This is a genomic window from Streptomyces atratus (assembly GCF_014648655.1).
In the GTDB taxonomy this organism is placed as follows: Bacteria; Actinomycetota; Actinomycetes; order Streptomycetales; family Streptomycetaceae; genus Streptomyces; species Streptomyces atratus.
This window is the reverse complement of sequence record NZ_BMRN01000009.1, coordinates 169,770-194,450: the sequence shown is the minus strand read 5'-3', so window position 1 is coordinate 194,450 and position 24,681 is coordinate 169,770. Positions and strand designations below refer to the sequence as shown.

General features: G+C 71.2%; 19 protein-coding genes and 3 pseudogenes. 13 read left to right on the top strand and 9 right to left on the bottom strand.

The window, feature by feature from the left end; translation table 11 throughout:
- Positions 1-27: 27 nt before the first annotated feature.
- Positions 28-1,227 carry an NAD(P)/FAD-dependent oxidoreductase gene (locus IEZ15_RS17990; RefSeq protein ID WP_189278007.1) on the bottom strand — a complete coding sequence of 400 codons (1,200 nt, stop codon included), beginning with the start codon at positions 1,225-1,227 and terminating at the stop codon, positions 28-30.
- Positions 1,224-3,302: a molybdopterin oxidoreductase family protein gene (locus IEZ15_RS17985; RefSeq protein ID WP_189278005.1), complete on the bottom strand. Its 2,079-nt coding sequence runs from the start codon at positions 3,300-3,302 to the stop codon at positions 1,224-1,226. The genes IEZ15_RS17990 and IEZ15_RS17985 overlap by 4 nt, the downstream gene beginning before the upstream one ends.
- 192 nt (positions 3,303-3,494) lie before the next feature.
- Between IEZ15_RS17985 and IEZ15_RS17980 the strand changes: the two genes are divergently transcribed.
- Positions 3,495-4,622: a uroporphyrinogen-III synthase gene (locus IEZ15_RS17980; RefSeq protein ID WP_114242843.1), complete on the top strand. Its 1,128-nt coding sequence runs from the start codon at positions 3,495-3,497 to the stop codon at positions 4,620-4,622.
- The gene (locus IEZ15_RS17975; protein WP_189278003.1) at positions 4,619-5,332 is read left to right on the top strand and encodes a sirohydrochlorin chelatase; all 714 of its coding nucleotides are present in this window, start codon (positions 4,619-4,621) and stop codon (positions 5,330-5,332) included. The genes IEZ15_RS17980 and IEZ15_RS17975 overlap by 4 nt, the downstream gene beginning before the upstream one ends.
- A 53-nt stretch (positions 5,333-5,385) precedes the next feature.
- On the opposite strand, the gene IEZ15_RS17970 is transcribed toward IEZ15_RS17975, so the two are convergent.
- Complete coding sequence (locus tag IEZ15_RS17970; RefSeq protein WP_157987017.1) at positions 5,386-5,526, bottom strand: hypothetical protein; 141 nt, start codon at positions 5,524-5,526, stop codon at positions 5,386-5,388.
- Positions 5,527-5,895: 369 nt separating this feature from the next.
- Here IEZ15_RS17970 and IEZ15_RS17965 point away from each other — a divergent pair, with 369 nt between their 5' ends.
- From IEZ15_RS17965 to IEZ15_RS17935, 7 genes and pseudogenes are all read left to right on the top strand, one after another.
- Positions 5,896-6,381: a universal stress protein gene (locus IEZ15_RS17965; protein ID WP_189278001.1), complete on the top strand. Its 486-nt coding sequence runs from the start codon at positions 5,896-5,898 to the stop codon at positions 6,379-6,381.
- A gap of 377 nt (positions 6,382-6,758) precedes the next feature.
- Positions 6,759-7,322: a hemerythrin domain-containing protein gene (locus IEZ15_RS17960; protein ID WP_189277999.1), complete on the top strand. Its 564-nt coding sequence runs from the start codon at positions 6,759-6,761 to the stop codon at positions 7,320-7,322.
- A 13-nt stretch (positions 7,323-7,335) separates the two neighbouring features.
- Positions 7,336-7,791: pseudogene (locus IEZ15_RS17955) on the top strand (PDC sensor domain-containing protein); the annotation flags it as partial.
- A 624-nt stretch (positions 7,792-8,415) separates the two neighbouring features.
- Complete coding sequence (locus IEZ15_RS17950; RefSeq protein WP_189277997.1) at positions 8,416-8,655, top strand: hypothetical protein; 240 nt, start codon at positions 8,416-8,418, stop codon at positions 8,653-8,655.
- A gap of 141 nt (positions 8,656-8,796) precedes the next feature.
- Positions 8,797-9,228 (top strand): SH3 domain-containing protein, encoded by a 432-nt coding sequence (locus IEZ15_RS17945; RefSeq protein ID WP_189277995.1) that lies wholly within the window; start codon positions 8,797-8,799, stop codon positions 9,226-9,228.
- Between the two features lie 78 nt (positions 9,229-9,306).
- A complete protein-coding gene (locus IEZ15_RS17940; protein ID WP_189277993.1) occupies positions 9,307-10,317 on the top strand; it encodes a phage baseplate protein in 1,011 nt (336 codons plus the stop codon).
- Between the two features lie 91 nt (positions 10,318-10,408).
- Positions 10,409-11,227, top strand: a complete 819-nt coding sequence (locus tag IEZ15_RS17935; protein WP_189277992.1) for a helix-turn-helix domain-containing protein — start codon at positions 10,409-10,411, stop codon at positions 11,225-11,227.
- 83 nt (positions 11,228-11,310) lie between these two features.
- On the opposite strand, the gene IEZ15_RS17930 is transcribed toward IEZ15_RS17935, so the two are convergent.
- Together IEZ15_RS17930 and IEZ15_RS17925 are read right to left on the bottom strand one after the other, a co-directional pair.
- The gene (locus IEZ15_RS17930) at positions 11,311-12,219 is read right to left on the bottom strand and encodes an MBL fold metallo-hydrolase (protein WP_189277990.1); all 909 of its coding nucleotides are present in this window, start codon (positions 12,217-12,219) and stop codon (positions 11,311-11,313) included.
- 1,498 nt (positions 12,220-13,717) lie between these two features.
- Positions 13,718-13,897, bottom strand: a pseudogene (locus IEZ15_RS17925) (RHS repeat-associated core domain-containing protein); the annotation flags it as partial.
- Between the two features lie 101 nt (positions 13,898-13,998).
- On the opposite strand from IEZ15_RS17925, the gene IEZ15_RS17920 reads away from it, so the two are divergent.
- The gene (locus IEZ15_RS17920) at positions 13,999-15,180 is read left to right on the top strand and encodes a PucR family transcriptional regulator (protein WP_189277986.1); all 1,182 of its coding nucleotides are present in this window, start codon (positions 13,999-14,001) and stop codon (positions 15,178-15,180) included.
- 39 nt (positions 15,181-15,219) lie between these two features.
- Here the strand turns inward: IEZ15_RS17920 and IEZ15_RS17915 are convergent, their stop codons facing one another.
- From IEZ15_RS17915 to IEZ15_RS17905, 3 genes and pseudogenes are all read right to left on the bottom strand, one after another.
- Positions 15,220-16,620, bottom strand: a complete 1,401-nt coding sequence (locus IEZ15_RS17915) for a carboxylesterase/lipase family protein (RefSeq protein WP_189277984.1) — start codon at positions 16,618-16,620, stop codon at positions 15,220-15,222.
- A gap of 117 nt (positions 16,621-16,737) precedes the next feature.
- On the bottom strand, positions 16,738-17,592 hold the full coding sequence (locus IEZ15_RS17910; protein WP_189277982.1) for an alpha/beta hydrolase family protein: 855 nt from the start codon (positions 17,590-17,592) through the stop codon (positions 16,738-16,740).
- A 308-nt stretch (positions 17,593-17,900) separates the two neighbouring features.
- A pseudogene (locus tag IEZ15_RS17905) lies at positions 17,901-18,515 on the bottom strand (LuxR C-terminal-related transcriptional regulator); the annotation flags it as partial.
- Positions 18,516-18,824: 309 nt separating this feature from the next.
- Between IEZ15_RS17905 and dhaK the strand changes: the two are divergent.
- Genes dhaK through IEZ15_RS17890 form a run of 3 tightly spaced genes read left to right on the top strand, consistent with a single transcriptional unit; the run spans position 18,825 to position 20,854 of the window.
- Positions 18,825-19,811, top strand: coding sequence for a dihydroxyacetone kinase subunit DhaK (dhaK, locus tag IEZ15_RS17900; protein WP_229845959.1), 987 nt, complete (start codon positions 18,825-18,827; stop codon positions 19,809-19,811).
- A gap of 21 nt (positions 19,812-19,832) precedes the next feature.
- Positions 19,833-20,447, top strand: a complete 615-nt coding sequence (dhaL, locus tag IEZ15_RS17895) for a dihydroxyacetone kinase subunit DhaL (RefSeq protein ID WP_189277980.1) — start codon at positions 19,833-19,835, stop codon at positions 20,445-20,447.
- The gene (locus IEZ15_RS17890; RefSeq protein ID WP_114242856.1) at positions 20,444-20,854 is read left to right on the top strand and encodes a PTS-dependent dihydroxyacetone kinase phosphotransferase subunit DhaM; all 411 of its coding nucleotides are present in this window, start codon (positions 20,444-20,446) and stop codon (positions 20,852-20,854) included. The genes dhaL and IEZ15_RS17890 overlap by 4 nt, the downstream gene beginning before the upstream one ends.
- A gap of 107 nt (positions 20,855-20,961) precedes the next feature.
- On the opposite strand, the gene IEZ15_RS17885 is transcribed toward IEZ15_RS17890, so the two are convergent.
- Positions 20,962-24,390 carry a phosphodiester glycosidase family protein gene (locus tag IEZ15_RS17885; RefSeq protein WP_189277978.1) on the bottom strand — a complete coding sequence of 1,143 codons (3,429 nt, stop codon included), beginning with the start codon at positions 24,388-24,390 and terminating at the stop codon, positions 20,962-20,964.
- Positions 24,391-24,681 lie beyond the last annotated feature (291 nt).

The window sequence follows — 24,681 nt, the reverse complement described above, 5'->3', positions numbered from 1 at the left end:
GGGCTCCTCGGGTGACGGTACAGACGGTCATGGGGCGGAGGTGAGCAGATCGAGGGGATCCGGCGGCAGCGGATCGTCGCGCTCGTAGGCCCGGGTCAGAGTGCCGACCGCGGCCAGGTCGCCCAGCAGGATGCCGCCGACGAGCCGGTCGCCGCGCAGCACGAGCTTCTTGTACGAGCCGCGGGTCGGGTCGACCAGGCGCAGTACGTCGGTGCCGGGAAGGTTCTCGCCGACTTCGCCGAAGGCCGCGTACTCCACGGGCCCTGCGCTGAGCCGGGTCAGCGGGCGTGAGCCGGTGTACCGGGCATCGTCGTCGGCGCCCGCCAGCCGGGCCGCCAGCAGATCGGCCTGGTCCCAGGCCGGGCCGGTCAGCCCGTGGACGATCCCCCGGTGTTCGGCGCAGTCGCCGATCGCGTGCACCCCGGGGGCGGAGGCCGCCAGCCGGTCGTCCACCACCACTCCCGAGCGCACCGTGAGCCCGGCCGCGCCGGCGAGCCCGGTGCGAGGGCGCACCCCGCAGGCGAGCACCACCAGGTCTGCCTCCAGCACGTAGCCGCCAGCCAGTTCGACTCCGGTCACGCGTGCTTCCCCGTGCAGGGCGCGGGCCCGGTTGTCCGGGTAGGTCTCCACACCCAGCGCGGCAAGGGATCCGCGCAGCGCGTGCCCGGCCTGCTCGTCGAGATGGCGGTCGATCAGATGCGGTGCCTGGTGGACGATCTCCACCGGGAGGCCGAGCGCGGCCAGTGCCCGGGCCGCGCTCACCCCGAGCACCCCGCCGCCGATCACCACGGCGCGCTCGGCACCGGCGGCGTCCTCGGCGAGCCGGGCGCAGTCGGCCAGTGTGCGGAACGCGTGCACCCCGGCCTTCAGACCGTCCGGCGCGTGCAGCCCGCGCAGCGGCGGGAGGACGGGGTTGGCGCCGGTGGCCAGGACCAGCTCGTCGTAGTGGACCGACTCACCACCGGCCAGCCGCAGTTCGCGCTCGGCCGGGTCCAGAGCGACCACTTCGCAGCCGCTGCGCATGAGCGTCCCGGCGCCGTAGGGCAGTGCGATGGCCTCCGGGTCGTAGCGCCCCGTCAGGACTTCGGCCAGCAGTACCCGGTTGTAGGGGCCACGCGGCTCGGCGCCGTACAGCACCACTTCCCCGTCCCCGCCCAGTGCCCGGTACTGCTGCGCGAAGCGGGCGCCCGCCATGCCTGCGCCGACCACTGCGATGCGCCGGCTCATCGGACCCGCTCCACACGCACGGCGCACACCTTGAACTCGGGCATCCGGGACACCGGATCGAGTGCTGGGTTGGTGAGCGTGTTGGCCCGCCCGGCACCGGCCCAGTGGAAGGGCATGAAGACGGTGTCGGGCCGGATCGTGTCGGTCACCCGGGCGGGGGCCACCGCACGGCCGCGCCGGCTGGTGACCGCAAGCGCCTCCCCGTCGGCCACGCCGAGCCGCGCGGCCAGCTGGGGGTGCAGCTCCACGAACGGCCCGGGCGCGGCACGGTTCAGCTCGGGCACCCGGCGGGTCTGGGCACCGCTCTGGTATTGCGACAGCACCCGGCCGGTCGTCAGGTAGAGCGGGTACTCGTGGTCCGGCTCCTCGGCGGCCGGACGGTGTGTGACCGGGGCGAAGCGGGCACGGCCGTCCGGGGTGGCGAAGCGTTCCAGAAACAGCCGGGGCGTGCCGGGGTGCTCCTCTCCGGGGCAGGGCCAGAAGACCCCCTCCTCGGCCCGGATCCGCCGGTAGCTGATCCCGGCGTAGTCGGCCGGGCCGCCGGCCGAGGCACGGCGCAGCTCCTCGAACACCTCCTCCGCCTCTTCCGGGAAGCCCTTGTCGACGCCGAGCCGCGCGGCCAGCTCCCGCAGCACATGCAGGTCGGTGCGTACGCCCTGCGGAGGAGTGAGTGCGCGCCGGCGCAGGATCACCCTGCCCTCCAGGTTGGTCAGCGTGCCGGTCTCCTCCGCCCACTGCGTGGCGGGCAGCACCACGTCGGCGAGGTGCGCGGTCTCGGAGAGCACCAGATCGCTGACGGCAAGGAAGTCCAGGGCCCGCAGCCGTTCGGTGATGTGCCCGGCGTTCGGCGCGGAGACCACCGGGTTGGAGCCCATCAGCAGCAGCGCCCGCGCACCGCCCTCGGTCCCCAGGGTGTCGAGCAGTTCGTAGGCCGAGCGGCCCGCACCCGGCAGGTCGTCGGCCTCGACCTCCCAGACGTGGGCGATGTGCGCGCGGGCGGCCGGGTCCTCGATCGAGCGGTAGCCGGGCAGCTGGTCGGCCTTCTGGCCGTGCTCGCGTCCGCCCTGTCCGTTGCCCTGGCCGGTGAGGCAGCCGTAGCCGGAGCCCGGCCGGCCGGCCTTGCCCAGTGCGAGGCAGAGGTTGATCCAGGCTCCGACGGTGTCGGTCCCCTTGCTCTGCTGCTCGGGGCCGCGCGCGGTGAGCACGATGCCGCCTGCGGCGTCCGCGAAGAGCCGTAGGGCCTCGCGCAGTTGGTGCACGGGGACACCGGTCAGCCCCTCCACCCGCTCCGGCCAGTGCGCCATCGCCGCGGTGCGGGCCGCTTCGAAGCCGGTGGTGCGCTCGGCGACGAACGCCTGGTCCACCCTGCCGTCGGCGACCGCCAGGTGCAGCAGGCCGAGCGCGAGCGCCAGGTCGGTGCCGGGGACCGGTTGCAGGTGCAGGTCGGCCTGTTCGGCGGTGCGGGTGCGACGTGGGTCCACCACGATCAGGGTGCCGCCGTTCGACCGGAGTTCACGGAAGTAGCGCAGCGCGGGCGGCATGGTCTCGGCCGGGTTGCCGCCGACCAGGATCACGCAGTCGGCCTTCGCGATGTCCTCCAGCGGAAAGGGCAGTCCGCGGTCCAGGCCGAAGGCGAACCTGTGCGCGGCGGCCGCCGAGGACATGCAGAACCGGCCGTTGTAGTCGATGTTCGGAGTGCGCAGCGCCACCCGGGCGAACTTGCCGAGCAGGTACGCCTTCTCGTTGGTCAGGCCGCCTCCTCCGAAGACCGCGACGGACTCCCGACCGTGGCGCTGCGCGGTCGCCGCCAGACCGGCGGCCACCCGGTCGAGCGCCTCGGTCCAGGACGCCTCGCGCAGCTCGCCGCCCCGCTTGTCGCGGACCAGCGGCGCGGTCGGGCGGACACCCGCGCCGAGCACCGCGGTGGCCGATTGGCCCTTCCCGCAGAGTGCGCCGCGGTTGACCGGGAAGTCGGGGCGCGCCAGCACCTGCGCCTCGCCGCCGTCGTGCGGCGCCTGCAGGCGCATGCCGCACTGCAGTGAGCAGTACGGGCAGTGGGTGTCGGTCGTCGTCATGTCTCTGAGCGTCGGTCCGCACCATTACGCAGCCGGGTCGCACATGTTGCGCCGGGGGTACGGCTGCTTCACTTCCCGTCGGGCCCAAGGTGACACGGCGGAAATCTTGCGTAACGCCGGGGCGGCCTCCGCTTACGCCGGTGTGATCGGCGCGCAACCAGGACGAAACAGCGCCGGCCGAGCCTGCACGACATGGACAGCACTCAGCCCTCGGGCCCTTTGGTCGGCTTCACGGTCGGAGTCACCGCCGCGCGCCGCCGTGAGGAACTCGTCGCGCTGCTGCGCCGACGGGGCGCCAGGGTGGTCGAGGCGCCGGCGCTGCGGATCCTCCCGCTGGAGGACGACGCGGCGCTGCGCCGGGCCACCGCACGCTGCCTGACCGGGCCGCTCGACTACGTTGTGGCGACCACCGGGGTCGGCTGGCGCGGCTGGCTGAGTGCGGCCGACGGCTGGGGGTACGGCGCGCGGCTGGCCGAGGTGTGCCGGGAGGCCGTGGTGCTCACCCGTGGCCCGAAGGCGACCGGTGCGGTGCGCGCCGGAGGCCTGAGCGAGACCTTCTCCCCGGTCAGCGAGGCCACCGACGAGCTGCTGACCTGGCTGCTCGCGCGCGACCTGCCCGGCAGACGGATCGCCGTGCAGGAGCACGGTGTGCCGCTGGACGCGTTCACCGCCGCGCTGAGCGAACGCGGAGCCGAGGTGATCCCGATTCCGGTCTACCGCTGGGGCCCGCCCGAGGATCCGTCGCCGCTGCGCCGACTGGTCGAGCAGACGGTCCGCCGCGAACTGCACGCGCTCACCTTCACCAGCGCCCCCGCGATCACCGCATTCCTCGCCGTCGCGGACGAACTCGGTCTCCACGAAGAGGTGTTGACCGGTCTTCGGGAGGATGTGCTGTCGGTCTGCGTCGGTCCGATCTGTGCCCGGCCGCTGGAGGAGGCAGGAGTTGCCGTGCTGTGCCCAGAGCGGGGCCGGCTCGGGGCCATGGTGCGGACCATCGAGGCCGCACTGCCCGCCCGTGGCAGGCGTGAGTTCCGCTCCGGCGCCGGCGTGTTGGTGCTTCAGGGGAACGCCGTACTGATCGACGGCGGGCCGGCCGTGCAGCTGCCTCCCCTGCTCGCGGCGGTATTGCGCGCGCTGGCCGAGCAGCCGGGGCGAGTGCTCAGCCGGGCCGAACTGCTGCGCCGCGTCTGGGTCACCGGCCAGGCCGACCAGCACGCCGTGGAGGCGGCCGTCGCCCGGTTGCGCGCGGCACTGGGCGGACACGCCCGGCTGGTCCGTACGGTGCCCAAGCGCGGCTACAGCCTGGCGGCAGCGATATGACGGACGCGCCCACAGCCCCCACCCTGCTGGCCGTCGCACACGGCACGCGCGACCGGGCAGGCGTCGCCACTTATCACGCGCTGCTCGACGAGATCCGCACCCAGCGGCCCGGCCTGACGGTCCGCCTCGCCTTCCTTGACCTCGCCCCGCCCACGCCGGCCGAGGTGCTTGCCGACGTGCACGGCCCGGTGGTGCTGGTACCGCTGCTGCTGAACACCGGCTACCACATCCGGGTCGACCTCCCCGCCGTACGGGCCACCGCACCGCAAATGGACGTTCGGATGGCCGCAGCGCTCGGTCCCGATCCGCTGCTCGCCGCCGCTCTCGGCGACAGACTCACCGAGGCGGGCTGGTCCCCGACGCGATCCGGCTCGGATGCCGTCGTGCTCACGGCCGCCGGGTCCACCGACCCTGCGGCCGGCGCGGACACCGAGCTGATGGCCGGCCTGCTCCGGCAGCGGCTCGGCCGGCCGGTCGTCCCGGCCTACCTCTGCGCGAGCACGCCGACCCCGGCCGACGCGGTGGGTGCCCTGCGCGCCGCGGGCCACCGCCGGGTGGCGGTGGCCCGCTATCTCATGGCTCCCGGCCACTTCGCCCTCCGCGCGCAGAGAGCCGGTGGCTGCCTCGTCTCCGCCCCGCTCGGCGCGCACCCCGATGTGGCGCGGCTGGTGCTGAAACGCTTCGACGAAGCGTCCGGGCATACGGCGTAGCAGCGAAGTACCGCTTGGCCGTTCCCGTTACGGGCCGACTGGTCGAGTGCTCGTCAGCCGCGTGGCATCCGCACCGGAGCCGTGCTCACACCGCGGCGCCGGCGGTCGCTGTGCCTGTGCAGATTCTCGATCTGCTGGACGAGGCGGTCCACGCGGTCGGCGAGTTCGCGGCGGTCCTCCACCCGGGGGCGCACGTCGGCAAGTGGCCCGATGGGGCGTGCCGGGTCGTTGTCGCCGAGGGCGTCCCGCAGCAGCAGGAGCCCGTCCAGAGCCTCTCCAGGACCGACTACGGCGCCTGCGGGCCTCTGTGCTGTCGGGTGCGCCTGTCTGATGCACGGCCTCCTCGATTGCGCTCAACGCAGTCGAGGCCGCGAGGAGGGAGGCCGGCAGACCGGCGGTACCGGGCGCCTCCGAGGCGGCACGCTGATCGCATTCGGGCATTTTCAACCTTTCAGGATGAAATCAGTGCCATCGTTCGCATGACATCGCACCTGTTCACCTGGCCGATGCGGTCAGCCTCGCTGTGGCAGGGTGGACGGTGCTGCAGGCCATCGGAGGCTGACGTGACCGTGCTCGTCTGGATCAATGAAGGCACCTGGCGGGCCGCGGTGGACGCCGCCCGCTCCCACGCCCGAGCCGGGGACGAGATCACCTTGCTGCACGTCACCGGCGACGACGTCGCCGAAGCCGCCCACGGCGCATTCGTCGGTCTGCTGGGCCGTGGCCACCGCGAGCGCGACCCCGGCGACCAAGTGGCGGCCCTGTCCGCGAGCGCAGCCGCCGAACTCATGGATGCGGCCGCCGACCGCCTGGGTCGGCCCGCGGTGCGCCTACAGGCCCACGGCCACGCCGAAAGGGAGGTCGTCCACGCCGCCGAGGGCGCGGGCCTGCTCATCTGCGCCCGCGACGGTGACCGGCACCGTCCGGGGCCCCGCAGCCTGGGCCCTGCGACGCGCTTCGTCGTCGACCACGCTCCTTGCCCGGTCCTGTTGGTCTGGCCGGAACCGCCGCCCGGCATCGACTCGCTGCCACAGCGGCCGCACCCTTGACGGCTCGGCCTTCTCGTCCAGTGGTCAGCCGACGAGGCCTTGTCGACTGCCGGGGGCTTCACCTGACTGCCCGGTTCACCGGGTGATTCTCCCGCCGGAGCGCGGGCTCCGGCACGGTCGGCAGTGCGGGATCGGGAGCACGGACAGTGGCGCTGAGGTGCGGTGCGGCCCGGCCGGGTACAGGGTGAGGGCATGAGCCCGACCCCGCCGTTCGTGAGGCACAGGTCTCGAAGACCCGGGGCGGTCGTCGACAATCCGATGGGGGCGAACGGCGAGGAGCCGAAGCCCACCCGTACGAGCTGAAAGCCCAACAGGCCCCAGGAAAGCAGGGCCCGCTCAGGCGTGTCCGGGGCAGCGAAACCGAGGAGGTGTTCGTCATGGGACACGGTGGCAACGTGATCGCGGAACTGACGGCCGATCATCGTGAAGTGGAGGAGCTGTTCCAGCAGATCGAAGCGCAGCCCGTCGACCATCCGCAGCGGCGGGACCTGGCTGACCGGCTGACCGCGGAACTGGTGCAGCACTCAGTGGCCGAGGAGATGCACCTGTACCCGACCGTGCGCAAGCACGTCCGCAGCGGTGCGGAGCTGGCGGACAAAGAACTCGCCGAACACACCAAGATCGAGCGCATGCTCAAGGACCTCGAAGACCTGAACGCCGACGATCCGCGGTTCAACGACATCGTCGCGAAGCTGAAGCTCGAGTTCGCCGCCCACCTTCGCGAGGAGGAGAACGACCTCTTCCCGAAACTCGCAGCCACCTGCTCACCCGAGAAGCTGGACGAGCTGGGGCAACTGGTCCGCCGGGCCAAGGAAACCGCACCCACCCGCCCGCACCCCGCCCTCCCCCACACCCCGCCCGCCAACAAGTTGATCGCGCCCGGTGCAGGGCTCGTGGACCGCGTACGCGACCTGCTGAGCGGCCGCAAGACCACGGGCTGAACCGTCCCGGTGGCTCGACCTGGACCCCGAGCACTCGGCGTACTCCGACTGCACCCACTGGGACTGGTTCACCCTGCCCCGCGACACCGGACAACGGGCGGTCGCGGGACCGTACGTCGACTACCTGTGCTCCGACGAGTACAGCCTCACCCTCTCCGCACCGGTGCCGGTCGGGGGACGCTTCATGGGAGTGGCCGCTGCCGACGTCTGCCTGCGGCGCTTCGAAGCAGTCGTCATGCCGCTGCTCCAACGCCTGCCGGGACCCGCCCGCCTGGTCAATGCGCGCGGCCGGGTCGCCGCCTTCACCGACCCCCACCACCTGGTCGGATCACTCACCAAGGACCCGGACCTCGCGGCGGTACTGGCCGGACCGGCAGACGGCGCCGAACACGGCGGGCCGCGAATGCGGTCCTGCGACGGCGTCCCCCTCGTCCTGGTGACAACGGAACTCCCGGCAGAACGCCCCTGAGCCCTGTTCTGCCGGAGGCCATCAATGGGTGCTCCGGCCCGGGGCCGAGTCGCCTGCGGGCCGGCACGTGCCGCGCCGCTCTGTGCTGCGACAGCTGCGGCGCGCTGCCGCCGCGGTCACCGACGCACTCACCCATGTCGACCGAGGTCGCCCCACCCCGGTATCCACCCAACCGGCCCGGCATGACCTACCGTTCGAGCGCGGACGCCTCCGCTCGCCCCATGGCCGCAGTGTCGCCGACGAGCCCGCGCTGTTGCGCCACGCTGCCTCTCTCAGGCCAGGATCACGTGAGCTCGCAGACAGACTGTCGGAATTCCTCTGAAACTCCGGCTGCCTCTGGGTGCCACGGAGACCGGAAGGCCCAGCCCGCCGACGGAACAGCAGGCAGCAACAGCCCCGTTACTTCCTTACGAATCCCGAGCGGCACTGTCCACCGCGTCCGTAGGGGGCCACAGCGCGGACCTCGCGTCTGCGGGATCTGCTCGCGGGTATCCACCCCGGCCTGGAACGCGCCGTGGATCCCACGACGAAGTCCGGACTCATCCTGCCGGGCCGCTACGTCACCGCGGGCGAGATCCGACGCGCCGGAACCACCTGGGCAGGCACGGCGTCAGCAAGCAGACCGTGGCGCAGGCCCTGGCGGACGCCGCCGTGAACTCCGCGCAGGCCCACCGCGTCGCGCCTCCCGGCGAACGGCGCACCGCCGAACTCATCCGCGAACTCGCCGCCGGGCCGGCGGCCGGCAGGGCCCGCCTCAAGGCACCGGAAGACGAGATCGAACAGCTGGTCACCGCCCACCCTGACGGGGCCCTCATCCCCAGCCCGGCGGGAAGTGGGGCCGGCCTCACGGGCGACGGCGACTGAGACCCAACCGTCCCCTCGGGTGGGACGTCCCATTTTCTCCCGGAAACGCGTGGGACGGAATCTTTGTCCGACGGCTGGGAAACGCTGAGCGGCACAGGGTCTCACTCAGCCGATCCTGAAGACACCCGCATAGGAGAGTCCATGAATCGCACGATCCAGCGCAGCCTCGTGGCCGCGATTGCGGCGATCGCTGTGTTGCCCGCTGCAGTCGTTTCCACCGACACCGCCGCCGCACAGCAGCGGCACACGGCGCCTCACCAGCAGATCCCCCACCGACGCACGGCCCCGCCCCGACTGTGGGCGCCCAGCCACTCCACGACCCGGCCCGTTACCTTCACCGGCTACGTCCAGGGCCGTGTGGTAACCCGCCACATGCCGCTCAGGATCCGCTCCGGCCCGGGCACGGGCTACCGGGTCATCGGCTCGCTGCGTCCCGCCAGCACGGTCCACATCTCCTGCAAGAAGTACGGGCGCAACGTCCGCGGCAACCACCGCTGGTACAAGCTCTCCCACAGCAAGGGCTACGTCTCCGCCCGCTACGTCCGCAACGTGAGCGCCATTCCCTGGTGCTGAGCCGCTGTGCCCGCCCGTCCCGCTCACGGGGCGGGCGGGCCCGTTCCACGAAGCTCACGAGCAAGCGAGGAGACCCCCATGTCCCTTTCCCTTCCATCCAGTCCGGGCCGCAGAGCCGTCCTCGGCTTTGGAGCTGCGGTCGCACTGGCCGCCACACTCCCCACCGGCAGGGCAGAAGCCCGGCCGAAGGCTCAGCCGGCCAGCCTGGCTCCGGCGGGCAAGCCGTGGATCCAGGGTGTACGGCTGCACCACTCCACGGTGCTGCAGTCCTTCGCCTTCGACGAGCGGCACGGTCACATGTACGCGCTCCAGGTCATGGAGGGCGGCGTCCGGCTGCCGGGCGAGCCGCGCGCGTACACCCGTGCCGAGCGCGCGGCCCGCGGCGACATGTGCCTGAACCGGCTCACCATGGGCGGCGCGCTCACCGGCGATATGTACCTGCTGGGCTTCGGCCACGGCAGCGCCCTCGGCGTGGAGGACACGGCCCGCCGCGCCGGCGCTCTGTGGACGGAGTGGGATGCACAGCCGGCCTCCGGCTACGGCCGCGGCATCTGCCGCTTCACCTTCACCGCGGGCCGGGTCCTGACCCGCTCCAGCCGCAGGATTACCACGCATCGCCCGCTCCCCGGCTCCACGAATAACCAGGTGGCCCTCGACCCGGCGCACAACCGGCTGCTGCTGCGGTACAAGGTGGGCGGCAGACCGCGCTACGGGGTGTACGGGCTCAAGCAGTTCGCGGCCGGGGACTTCCGGCCGGTCACCTGCTTCGCTCAGCCCGGCGCCGAACTGGGGCTCCCCTTCCAGGGCATGGCGCTGTACGGCCCGTACGCCTACCAGGTGCTCGGCCACGGATACGGCGCCGACAACCCCGCCGGCTCGGCCGGCGACGTCCGTCTGTTCCGTATCGACGTGCGTACCGGCCGCGTGGTGCAGCAGGTGCTGGACCACACTGCGAGGGGGCTCTACCCGCGTGAGCCGGAGGGCCTGGCTGTGCTGCGCCGGGGCGGGCCCTGGCTGTGCCTTGGCTTCACCCAGGGCCCGCCCTCGGACCGCACCTTCTCTCTGTACTACAAGCCGATCGCCCGATGAATCCGGCCGTGCGTGTGGCCACCCTGACCCCAGGGCACACATCACGCGATCCGGAATGAACCGGATGCCTGATAGAAGGATTGGGAACGGCATGAAGGAGCAAGCGACGGCCCGCCGACAGCAACTGCCCGACTCGCTCGGCCCCGACGGACTGCTGCTGGTGGAGCGGCTGCGCGACCTCAAACAGCAGACCGGGCTGAGCCTGGCCGCGCTGGCCACACGCACCGCCCACAGCAAGTCCTCATGGCACCGTTATCTCAACGGCGTCAAGCTCCCGCCGCGTACCGCTGTCGAGGCGCTGGGGCGACTCGGGGGCACGGAGATGGCGCCGCTGGTCGCCCTGTGGGAGAACGCCTGCCGGGCCGAGACCAGACCGCTGAGCGCGGCGCCCCAGCCCCCTGCGCCGCGGCTGCCGCTCGCGGCAGCTGCCCGGATACGACGGCTGCGGACGGCCGTCGTGCTGGCTGTCTCCGCCGCGCTGGGCGCCGTGGCCTGCGCCGTGGGTGTCCCGGCCCTGTCGGGCGGCAGCCCGGAGCGGCAAGCGGCGTCCTGCCGCAAGGAAAGCTGCCGGGGGCAGTATCCGGGCTCCTCCCGCTGCAACCGGGATGCCCGCACCGAGAGCACCGTCACTGAGGATGCCTACGCCGTACGGCTCCGGTTCAGCCCGTCCTGCGCCACCGTCTGGTCCGAGGTGGAGACGGACGCGCGCGATGGCGCCCTGGAGATCTCGATCCGATCCGGAGCGGACGAACTGCTCGCCTCGCACCGGGACAGGGTGACGCACGGCAAAAGCAGCCCGATGCTGCCCGCGACCAGCCCGAAGGGGGCCGAGGCGTGCGTCGAGGTGGCGGACCGGCTGGCCTGCACCGGGGCCGTACAGCTCTCCGCCGATCTGCGGGAGGCCCACTGACGCTCTCCTCCACCCATGTGCCTTGTGTGGGTAGGCCCGTGAAGCTTTCATGCGGAGCAGGGCCCGTCACGTAGGCCTTCGCTCTAGTCGATGAAGACGCTCCAGGCGACCGCGTTGAGGTTGTCCCGCAGGAAGATGTCGGTTCCTGCCAGGCGCTCGTCCCAGGAAGGCATCAGCTCCGCCGCGCGCGTGACGACCGCGTCCATCCAGACCTTCAGTTCGGCCTGTCGGTTGTTGTGTGGAACCTTGGCGGCGGCCGCGCCTTCCTTCAGGTCGACCGTCCGCAGCGCCTCGGCGGCGGCGGTGCGCAGGTCGCGGATGAACTCGCGGTTCGTCGCCACGTCCTCGGGGGTGCCGGGCAGGGCCATGTGGCCGGTCACGATGGTGTCGAAGTCGTACTCGAGCAACTCATCCATGGCGTCGTAGTACGCGGGCACGTGCGCGGAGAAGTACAGCCGGAAGAACGGTGCGCTCTTCGGCGTGAAGCTGTCGATCGCTCCCATGAGCCTCTGCTGCGGGAGGTGGATGAACAGGTTGCCGGCCACGTGCCAGTCCCCCGTGCAGTCGAGGACGAACCGGACCCCGTCGATGTCCATCTCCTTGTGCCGGCCGCTGAAGGTCTCGGTGGGCAGCGGGCGCCGGTCGTCCTTGGCCTCCTTGATGAGGTCACCGGTGATCTGGTGCGCGATGATCTTCAGTCCGTCCCGGTTCAGCAGGCGAGCGGCCCCGATGTGGTCGGCGTGCGCGTGGCTGTAGATGAGGTGGGTGAGGGGCTTGGGGGTGACCGACTCTATGGCCTCCAGCAGTTTGTCCCCGAGGAACGGTGAGGCGTCCACGAGGACAACGCCGTTCTTGGTCAGCAGGAACATCGTGTTGATCATCCCTTGCGTGACGAGGCAGGCATCGCCGCCCAGGTCGGTGACGGCATACCCGGTGGACTCCGGGATGTCCGGTCCGAGGGCGAAGTCAGGCACAGGCTTGAACTCGGTCACGGCGATCTCCTCTTTGCGGTTCCGTCCGGCGGACGGGCGTGGCGATGCGGCTGCGAACGGAGGGCGTTCGGGGCCTGTTCGACCCCAGGAGGTCGAGGCCCGGGACGGCGAGCTCGCCGATGGCGGCGATGGGCGTTCCGGCTTGCCGCCACTCTTCGAGGCCGAGTCGGCCAAGCGGGCGGCGTTCCTTGAGCCCGCACCCCGTCGGCCAGCTGGACGGTGCGGGCGCAGGCCCCTGCGGAGTCCCGCCGTACAACGCCGAGAGGCCGACGGGGCCATATCCAGAGTGGCAGGCGATACGCGGCTGCGCAGGAGTTGTTGGAGGCATCGGGAGATCCTCGATCCATGCAGATGCCTGCTGCCTCGATGGGCTCTTACGGCGGCGGCCTCTACAGGGGGCGGGGGCGCCTTGAGGCACAACGGAACGCGACACCGCCCTCGGAGCGGGCTGCCGCTGGAGGTTTTCTTGAGCCGGTATACGCCCGGGGCGAGGTCGGGGAAGGTCGGCTTGCCCTGGGTGTCGGCCTTCCCGCGCCCGGCCTCCCGGCCTGCGGTGCCCAGGAGGAGGAACGAGGCTCCTGCGCTCCGACTTCGTCAACGGCATCAAGAAGTTGCCGGTCGAGGTCACTCCGGCCTGAGACGGAGCAGCCGCACGGCCACCTCGCTACACACATGGCGGCCCGTCAGAACGAGTGTCGTCCGGACGTCGAGACGACCTGCCGCCGTCCGGGCCGAGATCGAGGGAACACGCCCACCATCCCGGTACGGACCCACGGAACGGCAGGTCAGCGGCGTTCGTGAGCGCACGACGCGCTTCACGTCGTGCACCCCTGAAAACAGGTCGACCCAATCCACCCGATATCGCAGAAACCAGAAGCGCCAGCAGGTCAGAGGCCCTTTGCTTCCGGCCCCATCAACCGGCACGAGCGTGAAATAACCGAAAGATCATTCGCGCAGGTCAGCGGCCGTCGACCACCCATCGTGGCAGGTCACCGCGCTGACCGGTCGCTTCCGGGACATCTGATCAGCCGGAATCGGCAGCTCTGCGCTCCAGCGTCAAATGCCTTTGCCACCCCGTCGACACTTGCCACCTCGACAGGACCTGACCTGCCCAACAGTGCTCCTGACGCCTCATCAGAACGAGCGTCATTTCAGCGTCAAGATATCGCCCGTAGCGCCCACACCGCACATAATGCGCACGAGCAAAATCGCAGGTCAGGCCGCCTTTGCGACAGGTTCAAGGATCGCAACGCACTCCACATGGTGCGTGATCGGAAGCGCGTCACCGGAAGTGACATCCAGGGAACCTGGAGGTCAGACGCAGTATGACCGCTTCCGAGAAGCGGCCCGCATGTGCCCGGAGCGTCAAACGAGTCACGGCCGAGACGGGTCGGCCCTGCTCGACGGGTGTCGAAGGCAGTCCCGCACACTGCCGGAAACAAGGACGTCAGATGTGCGGAATCACCGGTCGATGCTCACCCCCGGGCGCCGGCCGCCGTCGACCGGATTCGGGGTCGTAGTGGCGGAAGTAGTCGTAGTGGAGTCCTGTTTCCGAGTCGAAGTACTGACCGGGGAAGCGCAACGGTGTGTACGTCGAGCTTGTCGCTGTCCAGACAGTTGTGCCCCACAGAGTGCTACGGGTGTGCCACGTGACGTCGCCTCTTTCGTCGACGAGTTGGCGGCCGGGAGCGGTTCGGGGACACGCCCGACGCACTGCCCGCGCCGCCGGACCCGGGGCTCCGATTGACGGCACGGCCGGGGCGGTGTGACGATGCGCCGATGTCGGACCTGCACGCCCGGATGGCCGCCCGGGTCGGTGACCTCACGGCCGTCGTGGTCGCGCGCTGCGCGGCGGAGGCGCCGTTCTACGGGGCGCTGCCCCGCGCCACCCTCCAGGGCGAGGTGGCGCGGTCCATCGCGGCTGTGCACGCGCTGTTGCTCAGGGCACTGCGCGACCGCGACGGGGGTCCGATGGGGCCGGGCGACCTGACCCGGCTCATCGAGTGGTCGGCGCGCCGGGCCGAGGAGCGCGTCCCCCTGGAGGCGGTGATCGCCGCGTACCTGATCGGCGCCGAGGTGTGGTGGCAGACGCTGACCGAGGTCGCGGAGCCCGGTGAGCTGGCCGGTGCGGGCGGCAAGCTGCTCGCCTGCCTGCACGCCGCGCTGCCCGCGGTCGTCCTCGCCCACCAGAACGCCCAGGAGGACCTCCACAGCGAGGACAAGCGCGTACGGCGGGCCCTGCTCGGCGCCCTGCTGGCAGGACGGCCGTACGAGGAGCTGGCGGGCATGGCGCGGGTGGCTGTGGTGGGTGAGTACGAGGTGGTTGCCTTCGCGTTCGAGTCCGACCCGCCGAGCAGATTGGTGCAGTCCTCGCTCGACGCCTTCACCGGGATCCCTGTGCTGATGGACCACGTCGCTCGGATCGCCTTGTTGCCGGGCAGGTCCGACGTGCCGGGCCTGGTGGCCCGGCTGGAGAAGGACGTGGGGCAGCCCGTGCGCGCCGCCGCCGCCCGCTCCTCCGTACCGGCGGCCATCTCCTCGGCGGCGCAGGAGGCCGGCCGCGTGCTGGATCTCGTCCGGCGCCTGGGACGCCCGCCCGGGTGCTACCGCCTCGACGACGTGCTGCTGGAGCACCAGCTCGCGCGCCCCGGGGACGGCCTGGTGCGGCTGGCGGCCAAACTCGACCCCTTGGAGGAGCATCCGTACCTGCTTGAGACGCTGCGCGTGTTCGTGGAGCGGGGGCTCAACCGCCGCCAGACGGCGTTGGAGCTGTGCGTCCACCGCAACACCCTGGACTACCGGTTGCAGCGAGTGAGCGCGCTGACGGGCCTCGACCTCGCGGTTCCCGCGCAGGCGCGGCTGATCCAGGCGGCGCTCGTCGCCAGGGACCTGGCCGGGCCCGCGGATCACCGCGGGGTCACCGGATGGCAGGGATCCGCAGGAGCAGCGGAAAGCGGATGAACCACGGCCGGCGTCGGCGAGCGCTCGGCCTGTCATCTGTCAGAGCCAGGCGCCGAGTTCCTCGTGCCGGGGTGCGAGGACCGGGCCGGCGCCGGGGTGGTCGAAGACCATGACGGGCCGGTCCGCGTTCCAGCCGGACCAGCCCGGCTGTCCGGTAGCGGCGAAGGCGACCCAGGCCCGGTGCATGGCGTCGGCCAGTGGCTGGGGCGCGCCGGGCCCGGTCAGGTCCTCGGCGGCGCGCAGGTTGTCGAAGACGAAGCCGAGTTCCAGCGCATGGCACGCGCCGAGCCCCATCACGGGCGAACGCCAGCAGAATTCGTAGACGAAGGTGCGGGCGGGCCGGGAGTCGGCGAGGCGGTTGAGCGGCCCCCGCAGCAGCAGGTCGGTGGCCATCTCTCCCAGGATCTCACCGGGTTTGGCGTGCGGCCGGGTGGCTCGGTACAGGCGTGCCACGCGTTGCGGGACACGGATCTTCAGCAGTGCCAGCCGCAGGGTGAGCCGGCTGATCTGGTCCACGGTTCCGCCGGGTACGAACCACAGCCGGTACTCCTCCCGGTTGCAGCCCAGCAGCAGGTCGGCCTCGGGAAGGGGCGGGGCGGCGGGCACCACGTCGCCGTCGACCACGATGTGGAAGCCGGGACCGCCGCCGATGGGGTCGGACCGGTCGACGACAGCGGCCTGCGCGTCCAGCAGCAGGTCTCGGTCCACCGCCGCGAACGCCTCGGCGGTGGCCGGGATCCGCAGTCTCTTCGCCATCGACCGTACGGTCTTCGCGCCCTCGCGGCGCGACACCGTGTGCGGCGGGCCGCTCTGCAGGATCGCCCGGCGGAACAGCCCGGCCGCGCCGGGGCTGGTCATGAGGGCCGCGACGCTGATCGCGCCGGCGGACTCCCCGCACACGGTGACGTTCGCCGGATCTCCGCCGAAGGCGGCGATGTTGTCGCGGACCCAGATCAGGGCTGCGATCTGGTCGAGGAGGCCCCGGTTGACGGGGGCGTCGGGGAAGACCCCGAACCCCTCGACGCCGAGCCGGTAGTTGACGGAGACGAGGACCACCCCGTCGCGCGCGAAGGCGCCCCCGTCGTAGAGCGGCAGGTTCGCCGAGCCGTTGCGCAGGGAACCCCCGTGGATCCAGACCATGACGGGCAGCCGGCCCTCGCCGACGGATGGGGTCCAGACGTTGAGGTTGAGACAGTCGTCCCCGGCGATGCTCGGATCGGGTATCAGCCGGTCGAGGGGCGGGCGGTAGGGGCGTTTGGGGGCGGTCGGCCCGTACTCGAGAGCGTCTCGTACCCCTTCCCAGGACTCGACCGGGGCGGGAGCGCGGAAGCGGTGGGCGCCGAAGGGCGGGGCGGCGTAGGGGATGCCGAGGAAGGTGGCGATCCCGTTGTGGAAACGGCCTCGGACCTTGCCCTGCCCGGTGGTCGCGATGAGGTCCATGGCGGTCCTTCCATGTGCGAACGGGGGCCGGCCGCCCCTGGTCGCGGGAGCGTCAGGGGCGGGCGGCGTGGATCGGGACGGCCGCCGGTCACGGCGGAAGGGATCTCCGGGAGCGGGTCACCGGTTTGCGAGGCCGTTGCGGCGGACGTCGGACCAGGTGTCGCTGTCGGTGCAGATCCCGCAGCCGGCCCCGAAGAACTGTGCTCTCGCCGTCTGGTCCCCCATCAGGTGTGCCTTGAACCAGGCGGTGGTGGGCGCGGCGAACGGGCCGGGGTCGCCCACGACCGTGAGGTGATCGGCGCCGCGCAGTTCCCCGTAGATGGCCGGTATGTGGTCGGCGTCGTTGTAGAAAGCCTTGACCAGGAAGGGGAAGACGATGCTGTCCTTCTGCCCGGCCAGGAGGAGCGCGGGTACGTGTACGTCGTCGATGTCGGCGAGCGGCCCGGGCTGGATGGGCAGGATGGTGTCGATGCGCGGGTCCGCGCCGACGACGATGGCGGCGGCGCCGCCCTGCGAGTGACCGGACGCGCCGATGTGCTCCAGGTCGACACGGTCGTGGAAGGGGCTGCCGGGGTCGGCGTTGCGACGGGTGAGCAGGTCGATCCCGGCGCGCATGGAGATGCCGAGGTTGGACTGCGGGGTGTTGGCGGCGGCGACGATGAAGCCCTGACTGGCCCAGTGGAGCAACAGGTCGCGGTAGACGACCGGGAAGGCGAAGGTGCCGTTTCCCCACACGATCACGGGGTGGCGGCGGTCGCTGGTCGCGATGTCACGCGGGTAGTACAGGGTGGTCACCGCCCCGACCTCCACCGCGGTGGCGTAGGGGCCGGGAGCGCCGTAGTCGGCCGCGGCCGCCTCGGCACTGGCACCGGCGGGGGAACCGGTGGACGCCGCTGCCGCTCCCGCGCCGGCAGAAGCCGTCAGCAGGAGCAGGAGCGAGGTCAGGGGGACGAGCAGTTTTCTCCAGAGCACAGCGGACTCCCGATGTCGTCACGGTGAACTGGATGTTTCATCCGGCTCACGCCTTGTCTGATCGCACATCCTGAAGCACGGTTCGAGACCCGTCTCTGCGCAATCGCGGCAAGCAGCGACGTCGGAGTTTGTGCAACATGCCGAGAGGCCTGAGCGTGGTGAGGGTGCCATGCTCGGTTCCGCCGCTACGACAAAGAGCCCGCCGCCCGGTCCCGAGAGGAGAACGCCGGGAACGGAGAAAGCCCCGCGCACCGTCCGTCCCGCATGACCTGCACGGTCAATCAGGTGACGCTCCATCAGAACGAGCGTCACATGAGCGCCACGAGCGTCATTTCAGCGTCCAGATATCGCCCGTAACACCCACAGCGCGCCACCTTCTCCGGCCGCCAGGCGAAGACGACGGCTTGGACGCGGTCGCGCAGGTCCAGCTTCGACAGGATGCGGCCGACGTGGCTCTTGACCGTGGTCGGGCTGAGGAACAGCCGGGAGGCGAGTTCGGCATTACTGAGGCCCGTCGCGAGCAGGCGGAGCACCTCGAGCTCGCGCGGGGTCAGGCCGGACGGATCGCGGTGTGGGGCGATGGTCTGCGGTTCGTCGTGATGGGCGAAGCGCTCGATCAGCCGACGAGTGATCGTGGGCGCGAGGAGAGCGCCGCCGGTCTGCACCAGGCGTAAGGCGGAGACCAGATGTTCGGGGGTGACGTCCTCGATCAGGAAGCCGCTGGCGCCGGCCGCGAGCGCGGCATAGACGTAGTGGTCGAGGTCGTATGTGGTGAGGATGATGACCCGCGTTCCGTCCGGGCAGGCGTCGCCGATGATGCGCCTGGTGGCCTCGATGCCGTCCATCTCCGGCATCCGGATGTCCATGAGGACGACGTCGGGCCGCGTACGGCGGACCGCTGCGACAGCCTCGGCCCCGTCGGCCGGTTTTGGTGCGCCTCGAGCGCAACCAGCAGAGCAGCACTGCGCAAGCCTATGAGCGTGTACGCACGTGACCTTCGCTGCCGCAAGGTCGATACTGCCGATGGCAGCTTCTCACCGACCCGCGTCCAACCGCTGCGGGAACCTGACAGCCCGTCGCCGAAGTCAGCATTGAGTCAGCATCAATACCGTCGGAGTCCGCTTCCGACCGCCGCATAGCGCCGAGATCAACAATCTGAGCCGGATCATCCGACCAGCCAGAACACAGGCCAGAGACCCACCTGCTAAGGTCCCCAGGAGGTACCCGTGAGGATGCTCATCAACGTCCCAGAAACCGTTGTCGCGGACGCGCTGCGCGGTATCGCCGCCGCTCACCCCGGGCTGACCGTGGATGTCGAGAATCGTGTCGTCGTACGGCGTGACGCGCCCGTGGCCGGGAAGGTGGCGCTCGTCTCCGGGGGCGGGTCCGGGCACGAGCCGTTGCATGCGGGGTTCGTCGGGCCCGGGATGCTGTCCGCGGCCTGCCCGGGAGAGGTGTTCACCTCGCCGGTGCCGGATCAGATGGTGCGGGCCGCCGCTGCGGTCGACAGCGGGGCGGGGGTGTTGTTCATCGTCAAGAACTACACCGGTGACGTGCTGAATTTCGAGATGGCCGCCGAGCTCGCCGAGGACGAGGGCGTGCAGGTCACCCAGGTGCTCGTCAATGACGACGTGGCGGTGACCGACAGTCTGTTCACCGCCGGGCGGCGGGGCACGGGCGCGACCCTGTTCGTCGAGAAGATCGCCGGGGCGGCGGCCGAGGAAGGTGCGCCGCTGGAGCGGGTGGAGGCCATTGCCCGGTCGGTGAACGAGGCATCGCGGAGTTTCGGCGTGGCACTCAGCGCCGTCACCACGCCCGCGAAGGGGTCCCCCACATTCGATCTGCCGCCGGGCGAGCTGGAGCTGGGTATCGGAATTCATGGCGAGCCGGGACGGGAGCGACGTCCGATGATGACGTCGCGGGAGATCGCGGACTTCGCCGTGGACGCGGTCCTGGAGGATCTGCGACCGCGTGGACCCGTGATCGTGCTGGTCAACGGGATGGGCGCGACGCCGCTGCTGGAGCTGTACGGGTTCAATGCCGAGGTCCAGCGGGTGCTGTCCGAGCGGGGTGTGGTGGCGGCTCGTACGCTCGTGGGGAACTATGTGACCTCGCTCGACATGGCGGGCTGCTCGGTGACGCTCTGCCAGGTGGACGAGGAGCTGCTGCGCCTCTGGGACGCGCCGGTGGAGACGCCTGCGCTGCGCTGGGGCCGTTGACCCGCCGGACAAGGAGATCATGTGCTCGACGCCGATTTCTTCCACCGCTGGATGACCGCGGCTGCGGATTCCGTGGACCGCGAGGCGAACCACCTGACCGAGCTCGACTCGGCGATCGGGGACGCCGATCACGGCAGCAATCTGCACCGCGGATTCGCCGCGGTGAGGGCAGCCCTGGACAAGGAGCCGCCGCAGACTCCGGGGGCCGTGCTGATGCTCGCCGGGCGGCAGTTGATCGCGACGGTCGGCGGGGCTTCGGGCCCGTTGTACGGAACGCTGTTGCGACGTACCGGCAAAGCTCTGGGCGACGCGCCCCGGGTGGCACGGCAGCAGTTGGCGGAGGCGCTCGGGGTGGGCGTCGCGGCCGTGGCCCAGATGGGCGGGGCGCAGGCCGGGGACAAGACGATGCTCGATGCGCTGCTGCCGGCCGCCGAGGCGCTCGGTACCTCGTTCGGCGCCGCCCGGGAAGCGGCGGACGCGGGGGCGCTGGCGACCGTACCGATGCTGGCGCGCAAGGGCAGGGCGAGCTATCTGGGTGAGCGCAGTATCGGACATCAGGATCCGGGTGCGACGTCCTCCGCCCTGCTGATCACCGCACTGGCCGAGACCGATGGTGCGAGTGGCGGTGACGCGTGAGCGGCGGGAAGCAGGTCGGGATCGTGCTGGTCTCGCACAGCGGCCCGGTGGCCGAGTCCGTCGCCGAGCTGGCCAGGGGTCTCGCGGCAGGTGGTGCGACGGCTCCGGTGGCCGCCGCCGGTGGCACTCCCGCGGGTGGTCTCGGGACCAGTGCCGAGCTGATCGCCGAGGCGGCCAGGTCGGTGGACGGCGGAGCGGGGGTGGCGATACTGGTCGACCTGGGCAGCGCGGTGCTCACGGTCAAGACGATGCTGGCCGAGGGGGACGAACTGCCGGACGGCTCGCGGCTGGTGGACGCGCCGTTCCTGGAGGGCGCAGTGGCTGCCGTGGTCACCGCGTCGGCAGGCGGCGATATCGCGGCGGTGGAGGCTGCCGCGTCGGAGGCTCACGAGTACCACAAGGTGTAGGCAGACGGGTTCCGCGGTCGTGAGGCCGCCCAGCCCCTGCGTCCATGGGTGGTGCGGGGCGGCCCGGGGCCTGTCCGGCTGTGATCGCCGGACAGGCCCGTGGTCCGTCAGGCCGCCGACGCGGCCCCGGCTGCCCCGATTCTGATCTGCACCTTCTGTGTCGTTCCGTTGACCGTCACAGCGAGCGTGATCGTGCCCGGTCGGAGCGCGGTGAGGGTGCCGGTGGACGGGTCGAGGACCGCCGTGTGGCGGTGACGGGCGTCGTCCCGGTCGCCGATGTGGACGTTCGGGGATCCGTTCCAGTCCGCGGCCAACGGGAAGCCGACCGGAATACTGCGCGTTCCCTGGGTGACGGTCGCCGTGACTCTCGCACGGCTTCCGGTGCCGAGGACCGGGGGTGCTTCGATTGCCAGGGCGTCGACATGCGCTCGGGTCTGTACGGAGACCCAGTCGGGCTCGCCCTGCCACGGCCGCTGCCGCTCCGCGGCCTGTTCACCGGACGTGATGTGGTCGGCGCCGACCAGCGACCAGCCGGTGAAGCCGCCCTCGTCCGTCGGTCCGGCCGGTGCCTTGCCGGAGTTGCCGTTGATCAGATACGGCACTCCGTCGACGTGCGAGGCGTGGAAGACGCCGACATGGCTGCCGATGAAGGCCGCGCCCTTGCCCGTCGTACGGCGGAAGTCGGCGAGCCACTGTTCGACGAGCGCTGCCTCCTTGCGGTCCCCGAGCTGGCTGCCCTTCTGTACGGTCGGGTCGCGCGGCGGCACGTGCTCGATCAGCATGACCGATTCCACGGTCCGGTCCTTCGCCGCCGCGTCCAGCTGGGCGCGGAGCTGCTTGATCTGGGCGAAGCCTCCGCCGCGCAGGCTGAGGCTGGATGTGTCGAGCGTGACGAAGCGGGTGCCCTTGTGGTCGAACGTCCGCTGGGCGGGCCCGAATTCGGTGACGAAATTGTCGATCCTGCCGCCCATCACTTCGTGATTGCCCGGTACGTAGTACCAGGGCAGCGAGTCACCGAGTTCCTCGGTGAGGATCCGGTGGGCGAAGGCCAGGTCGGCGGGCGATCCCTCGTCCACGAGGTCGCCGTTGATCACGAGAAAGTCCGGGCCGGCCGCCTTGATCTCGCGCAGGGTGCGCCGTGCCTGGGTGACGATTGCGCTGTCCGGGTCACGGGCGACGAACTGGGCGTCCGACATCACCGCGAACCGCCAGTCCCTGCGCTCGGTCACGGCTGCCGGGTCGATCAACGGGTCGGTGGCAGCCGCCTGTTCGGGAAGGTCGACGGTGGGCGGCACCTGCGCGGTGAGCTCGTCGATGACGATCTCACCCGTGTACTGCTTGGCGGCCGCGGTCTCCGCGAGGTAGAAGCGGGACACGGAGAGCGGCATGGCAGCTCCCGGCGGTACTGCGAAGGTGACTTGCCGCCAGCCGGCCCAGGTGACGTACGGTCCGCGCAACAGCTGGTCGGAGCCTGCGGCGTCCTTGAGGTGCAGGGTGGGCCAGGCGCCCTTGCCGTCACCCTTGATCCACAGCTTGAACGACTGGGGCTGGCCGGGCACGGTGACCGGCTTGGGCGGGGTGGCGTAGGCGGCGCGGGTCGCGGTGGACTGGGTGAAGTCGTAGGTGAGCTTCAGTCCGGTGCCGGTGTGGCCGTCGGGCGTGGCGGCGAGGGAACCGCTCGCCCGGGCCTGGCTGAACTTCCAGGACCCCGCGTCGTCGAAGGAGGAGACTGCCTGCTCGGTGAGGCCGACGCTGACGGCGAGGACGGTGGTGGTACCGGCCACGGTTGCCTTGATCTGTCCGGCGCCGGTGCCGGTGCGTGAGGTGACGGTGAAGGAGCCCCGGCCGTCGTCGCGGATGTCGAAGAGTGCGTGGTCGTAGTCGAGGGTGATGTCGTGCGGTTCGACGGGGGCGCTGGTGCCGTGGGCGTCGAGTCCGACGATGCCGAACGTGCCGGTGGCCCCGGCGTCGGCGAGGCCCACCCGCTGGGTGGTCGGCTGGATCCGGGCGAGCTTGTCGAGGACGGTCAGGGATGTGCTGCCGCGCGCCGGTCCGTGTTCGGCGCGTACGTCGGTGGTGCCGCTGCGGCGCGCGGTGAAGAGCCCGTCGCCGTCCACCGTACCGACGGTGCCCCGCATCGTACGCCAGCGCGGGTCGCCGTCTGCGGGGCCGTACGTCTCGTCGTATCCGGTCGCGGTGAGGCGTCGGGTGAGTCCGGGGAAGACGCGGTCGGGGTGACCGCCCTTTACGGGGTCTACGCCCGGTGCGGAACCGGCGGGTGTACGGGGCTGGACCCAGAAGCCCTTGAGCCGGCCGCTGCCGTCGGGAGCGGTGAGGGCGAGGCCGTTGGGGACGGTGCGTTCGCTGCCGTCGGACGGGCTGTTCTCCACCCGGAGAGCGTCGCTGCCGGGCTCGCGCGCGACCAGGGTCGACGATCCGCCGCCGTCGAGATTCAATGCGCTGTACGAGCCGGCGCGCTGCATCATCAGACCGAGTTCGGTGAGGGTGACGCCGCCGCTGTCGGCCTGCCGCCCGTCGACGGTGAGGATCTGCATGGTCCGGCCGTCCTTGGAGAAGCCGACGGCGGTACGGGGCGCTGCGGTGTTGTTGCCCTCGCCGTCGTGGTTCTGTGCGACTCCGTCGACGACGAGAAGTTCACGGCCGCCGACCGCGGTGCGCGGCACGGGTCCGCTGTCGGTGCGTGCCCGGTAGGTCAGGGACACCGGGTCGCCGGGCTTCAGGGCGTCGAGTGCGACGGCCCCTGCTTCACGGCCGACCAGGACGGTGGTGTCGTCTGGGACGGCTCCCGATCCGGGGGTGTCCGAGACGGAGAGGACCTTGCCGTCCCGCACGACCGCTTCGGTGACCGGGGTCGCGTTGTCCACGGTCAGGGCACGGTCGGCGGTTCCCCAGGCGGAGGTGTAGGCGCCGACTCCCCCGGCAGGCACATTGGCGGCGTTGTACGCGGCGAGCGGCTGCTGCCCGGCGGGCAGGGTGAGCGTCCCCTCGAAGTACAGGTTCAGGATGCGGCCGGCGCCGTCGGGGCCGATGCCGACGGCCCGGTTGATTCCCGGGGCGGGCGACTGGACGGTGATCCCGTCCTTGATGCCGATCCCTTCCGGTGCACCGGTCTGGTTGATGTCGAAGAAGTCGGCGTTGATCGCGGCGACGGTGCGGCGGCCACGGCCCGCGTCGTGGCCGGCGGCGAGTTCGGAGACCGTGTGCCGGTCGGAGACCTTGCCGGAGGAAAGGTAGTCGGCGTGCACGCCGGTGCCGGTGAGGTCGACGGAGAGGGAGTCGACCCGCAGCCACTTGTCGGATTCGAGCCGGTCGTACGAGTCGATACGGACACCCGGGGCGATCGGGCGCGACGTACGAGCGGTCTCGATGCCGTCGCCGTCCGCGACCGATCTGGATTCCCCTGCCGGGTTGCTCGCGGGTGGTGGGGCGACCGGTCTGAGGATTTCGGCGGAGGTACGGGGACGGGGGTCGGGGGTCGAATCGGCGAGCGCGGGGGAGATCGCGCCGACCGTCATCGCGGATACCGTCGCGAGCAGCACGAGCGGTCGCGCGACCGTTCCGTACCCTCGCGCCGCCCTCCCACGCGGTCCGGTCGTCCTGCCGACTATGCCAAGGACCACAAATCCTCCTGGAATCCCGATGGTTGCGCGGCTCGGCCCGCGGGCAGAAAGCGCTGTCGGCGGACAGCATGGCCGTGCGAACAGCCGCGCACCAGGGGGCATCGGGAACCTCAGGGGAAACAGGGCGCGTCGACTCGATGGCGGCGGTGATCACGGGAAAGGGGTGTCGTCCGTGGCGGCGTTCGG

Bases quoted from the DNA above. Each gene is read 5' to 3' on its own strand.
- IEZ15_RS17980 (WP_114242843.1), top strand. From the start codon at position 3,495: ATGGACAGCACTCAGCCCTCGGGCCCTTTGGTCGGCTTCACGGTCGGA.
- IEZ15_RS17990 (WP_189278007.1), bottom strand. From the start codon at position 1,227: ATGAGCCGGCGCATCGCAGTGGTCGGCGCAGGCATGGCGGGCGCCCGC.
- IEZ15_RS17945 (WP_189277995.1), top strand. From the start codon at position 8,797: ATGAATCGCACGATCCAGCGCAGCCTCGTGGCCGCGATTGCGGCGATC.
- dhaK (WP_229845959.1), top strand. From the start codon at position 18,825: ATGCTCATCAACGTCCCAGAAACCGTTGTCGCGGACGCGCTGCGCGGT.
- IEZ15_RS17885 (WP_189277978.1), bottom strand. From the start codon at position 24,390: ATGACGGTCGGCGCGATCTCCCCCGCGCTCGCCGATTCGACCCCCGAC.
- IEZ15_RS17975 (WP_189278003.1), top strand. From the start codon at position 4,619: ATGACGGACGCGCCCACAGCCCCCACCCTGCTGGCCGTCGCACACGGC.
- IEZ15_RS17915 (WP_189277984.1), bottom strand. From the start codon at position 16,620: ATGGACCTCATCGCGACCACCGGGCAGGGCAAGGTCCGAGGCCGTTTC.
- IEZ15_RS17920 (WP_189277986.1), top strand. From the start codon at position 13,999: ATGTCGGACCTGCACGCCCGGATGGCCGCCCGGGTCGGTGACCTCACG.
- IEZ15_RS17985 (WP_189278005.1), bottom strand. From the start codon at position 3,302: ATGACGACGACCGACACCCACTGCCCGTACTGCTCACTGCAGTGCGGC.
- IEZ15_RS17935 (WP_189277992.1), top strand. From the start codon at position 10,409: ATGAAGGAGCAAGCGACGGCCCGCCGACAGCAACTGCCCGACTCGCTC.
- IEZ15_RS17960 (WP_189277999.1), top strand. From the start codon at position 6,759: ATGGGACACGGTGGCAACGTGATCGCGGAACTGACGGCCGATCATCGT.
- IEZ15_RS17940 (WP_189277993.1), top strand. From the start codon at position 9,307: ATGTCCCTTTCCCTTCCATCCAGTCCGGGCCGCAGAGCCGTCCTCGGC.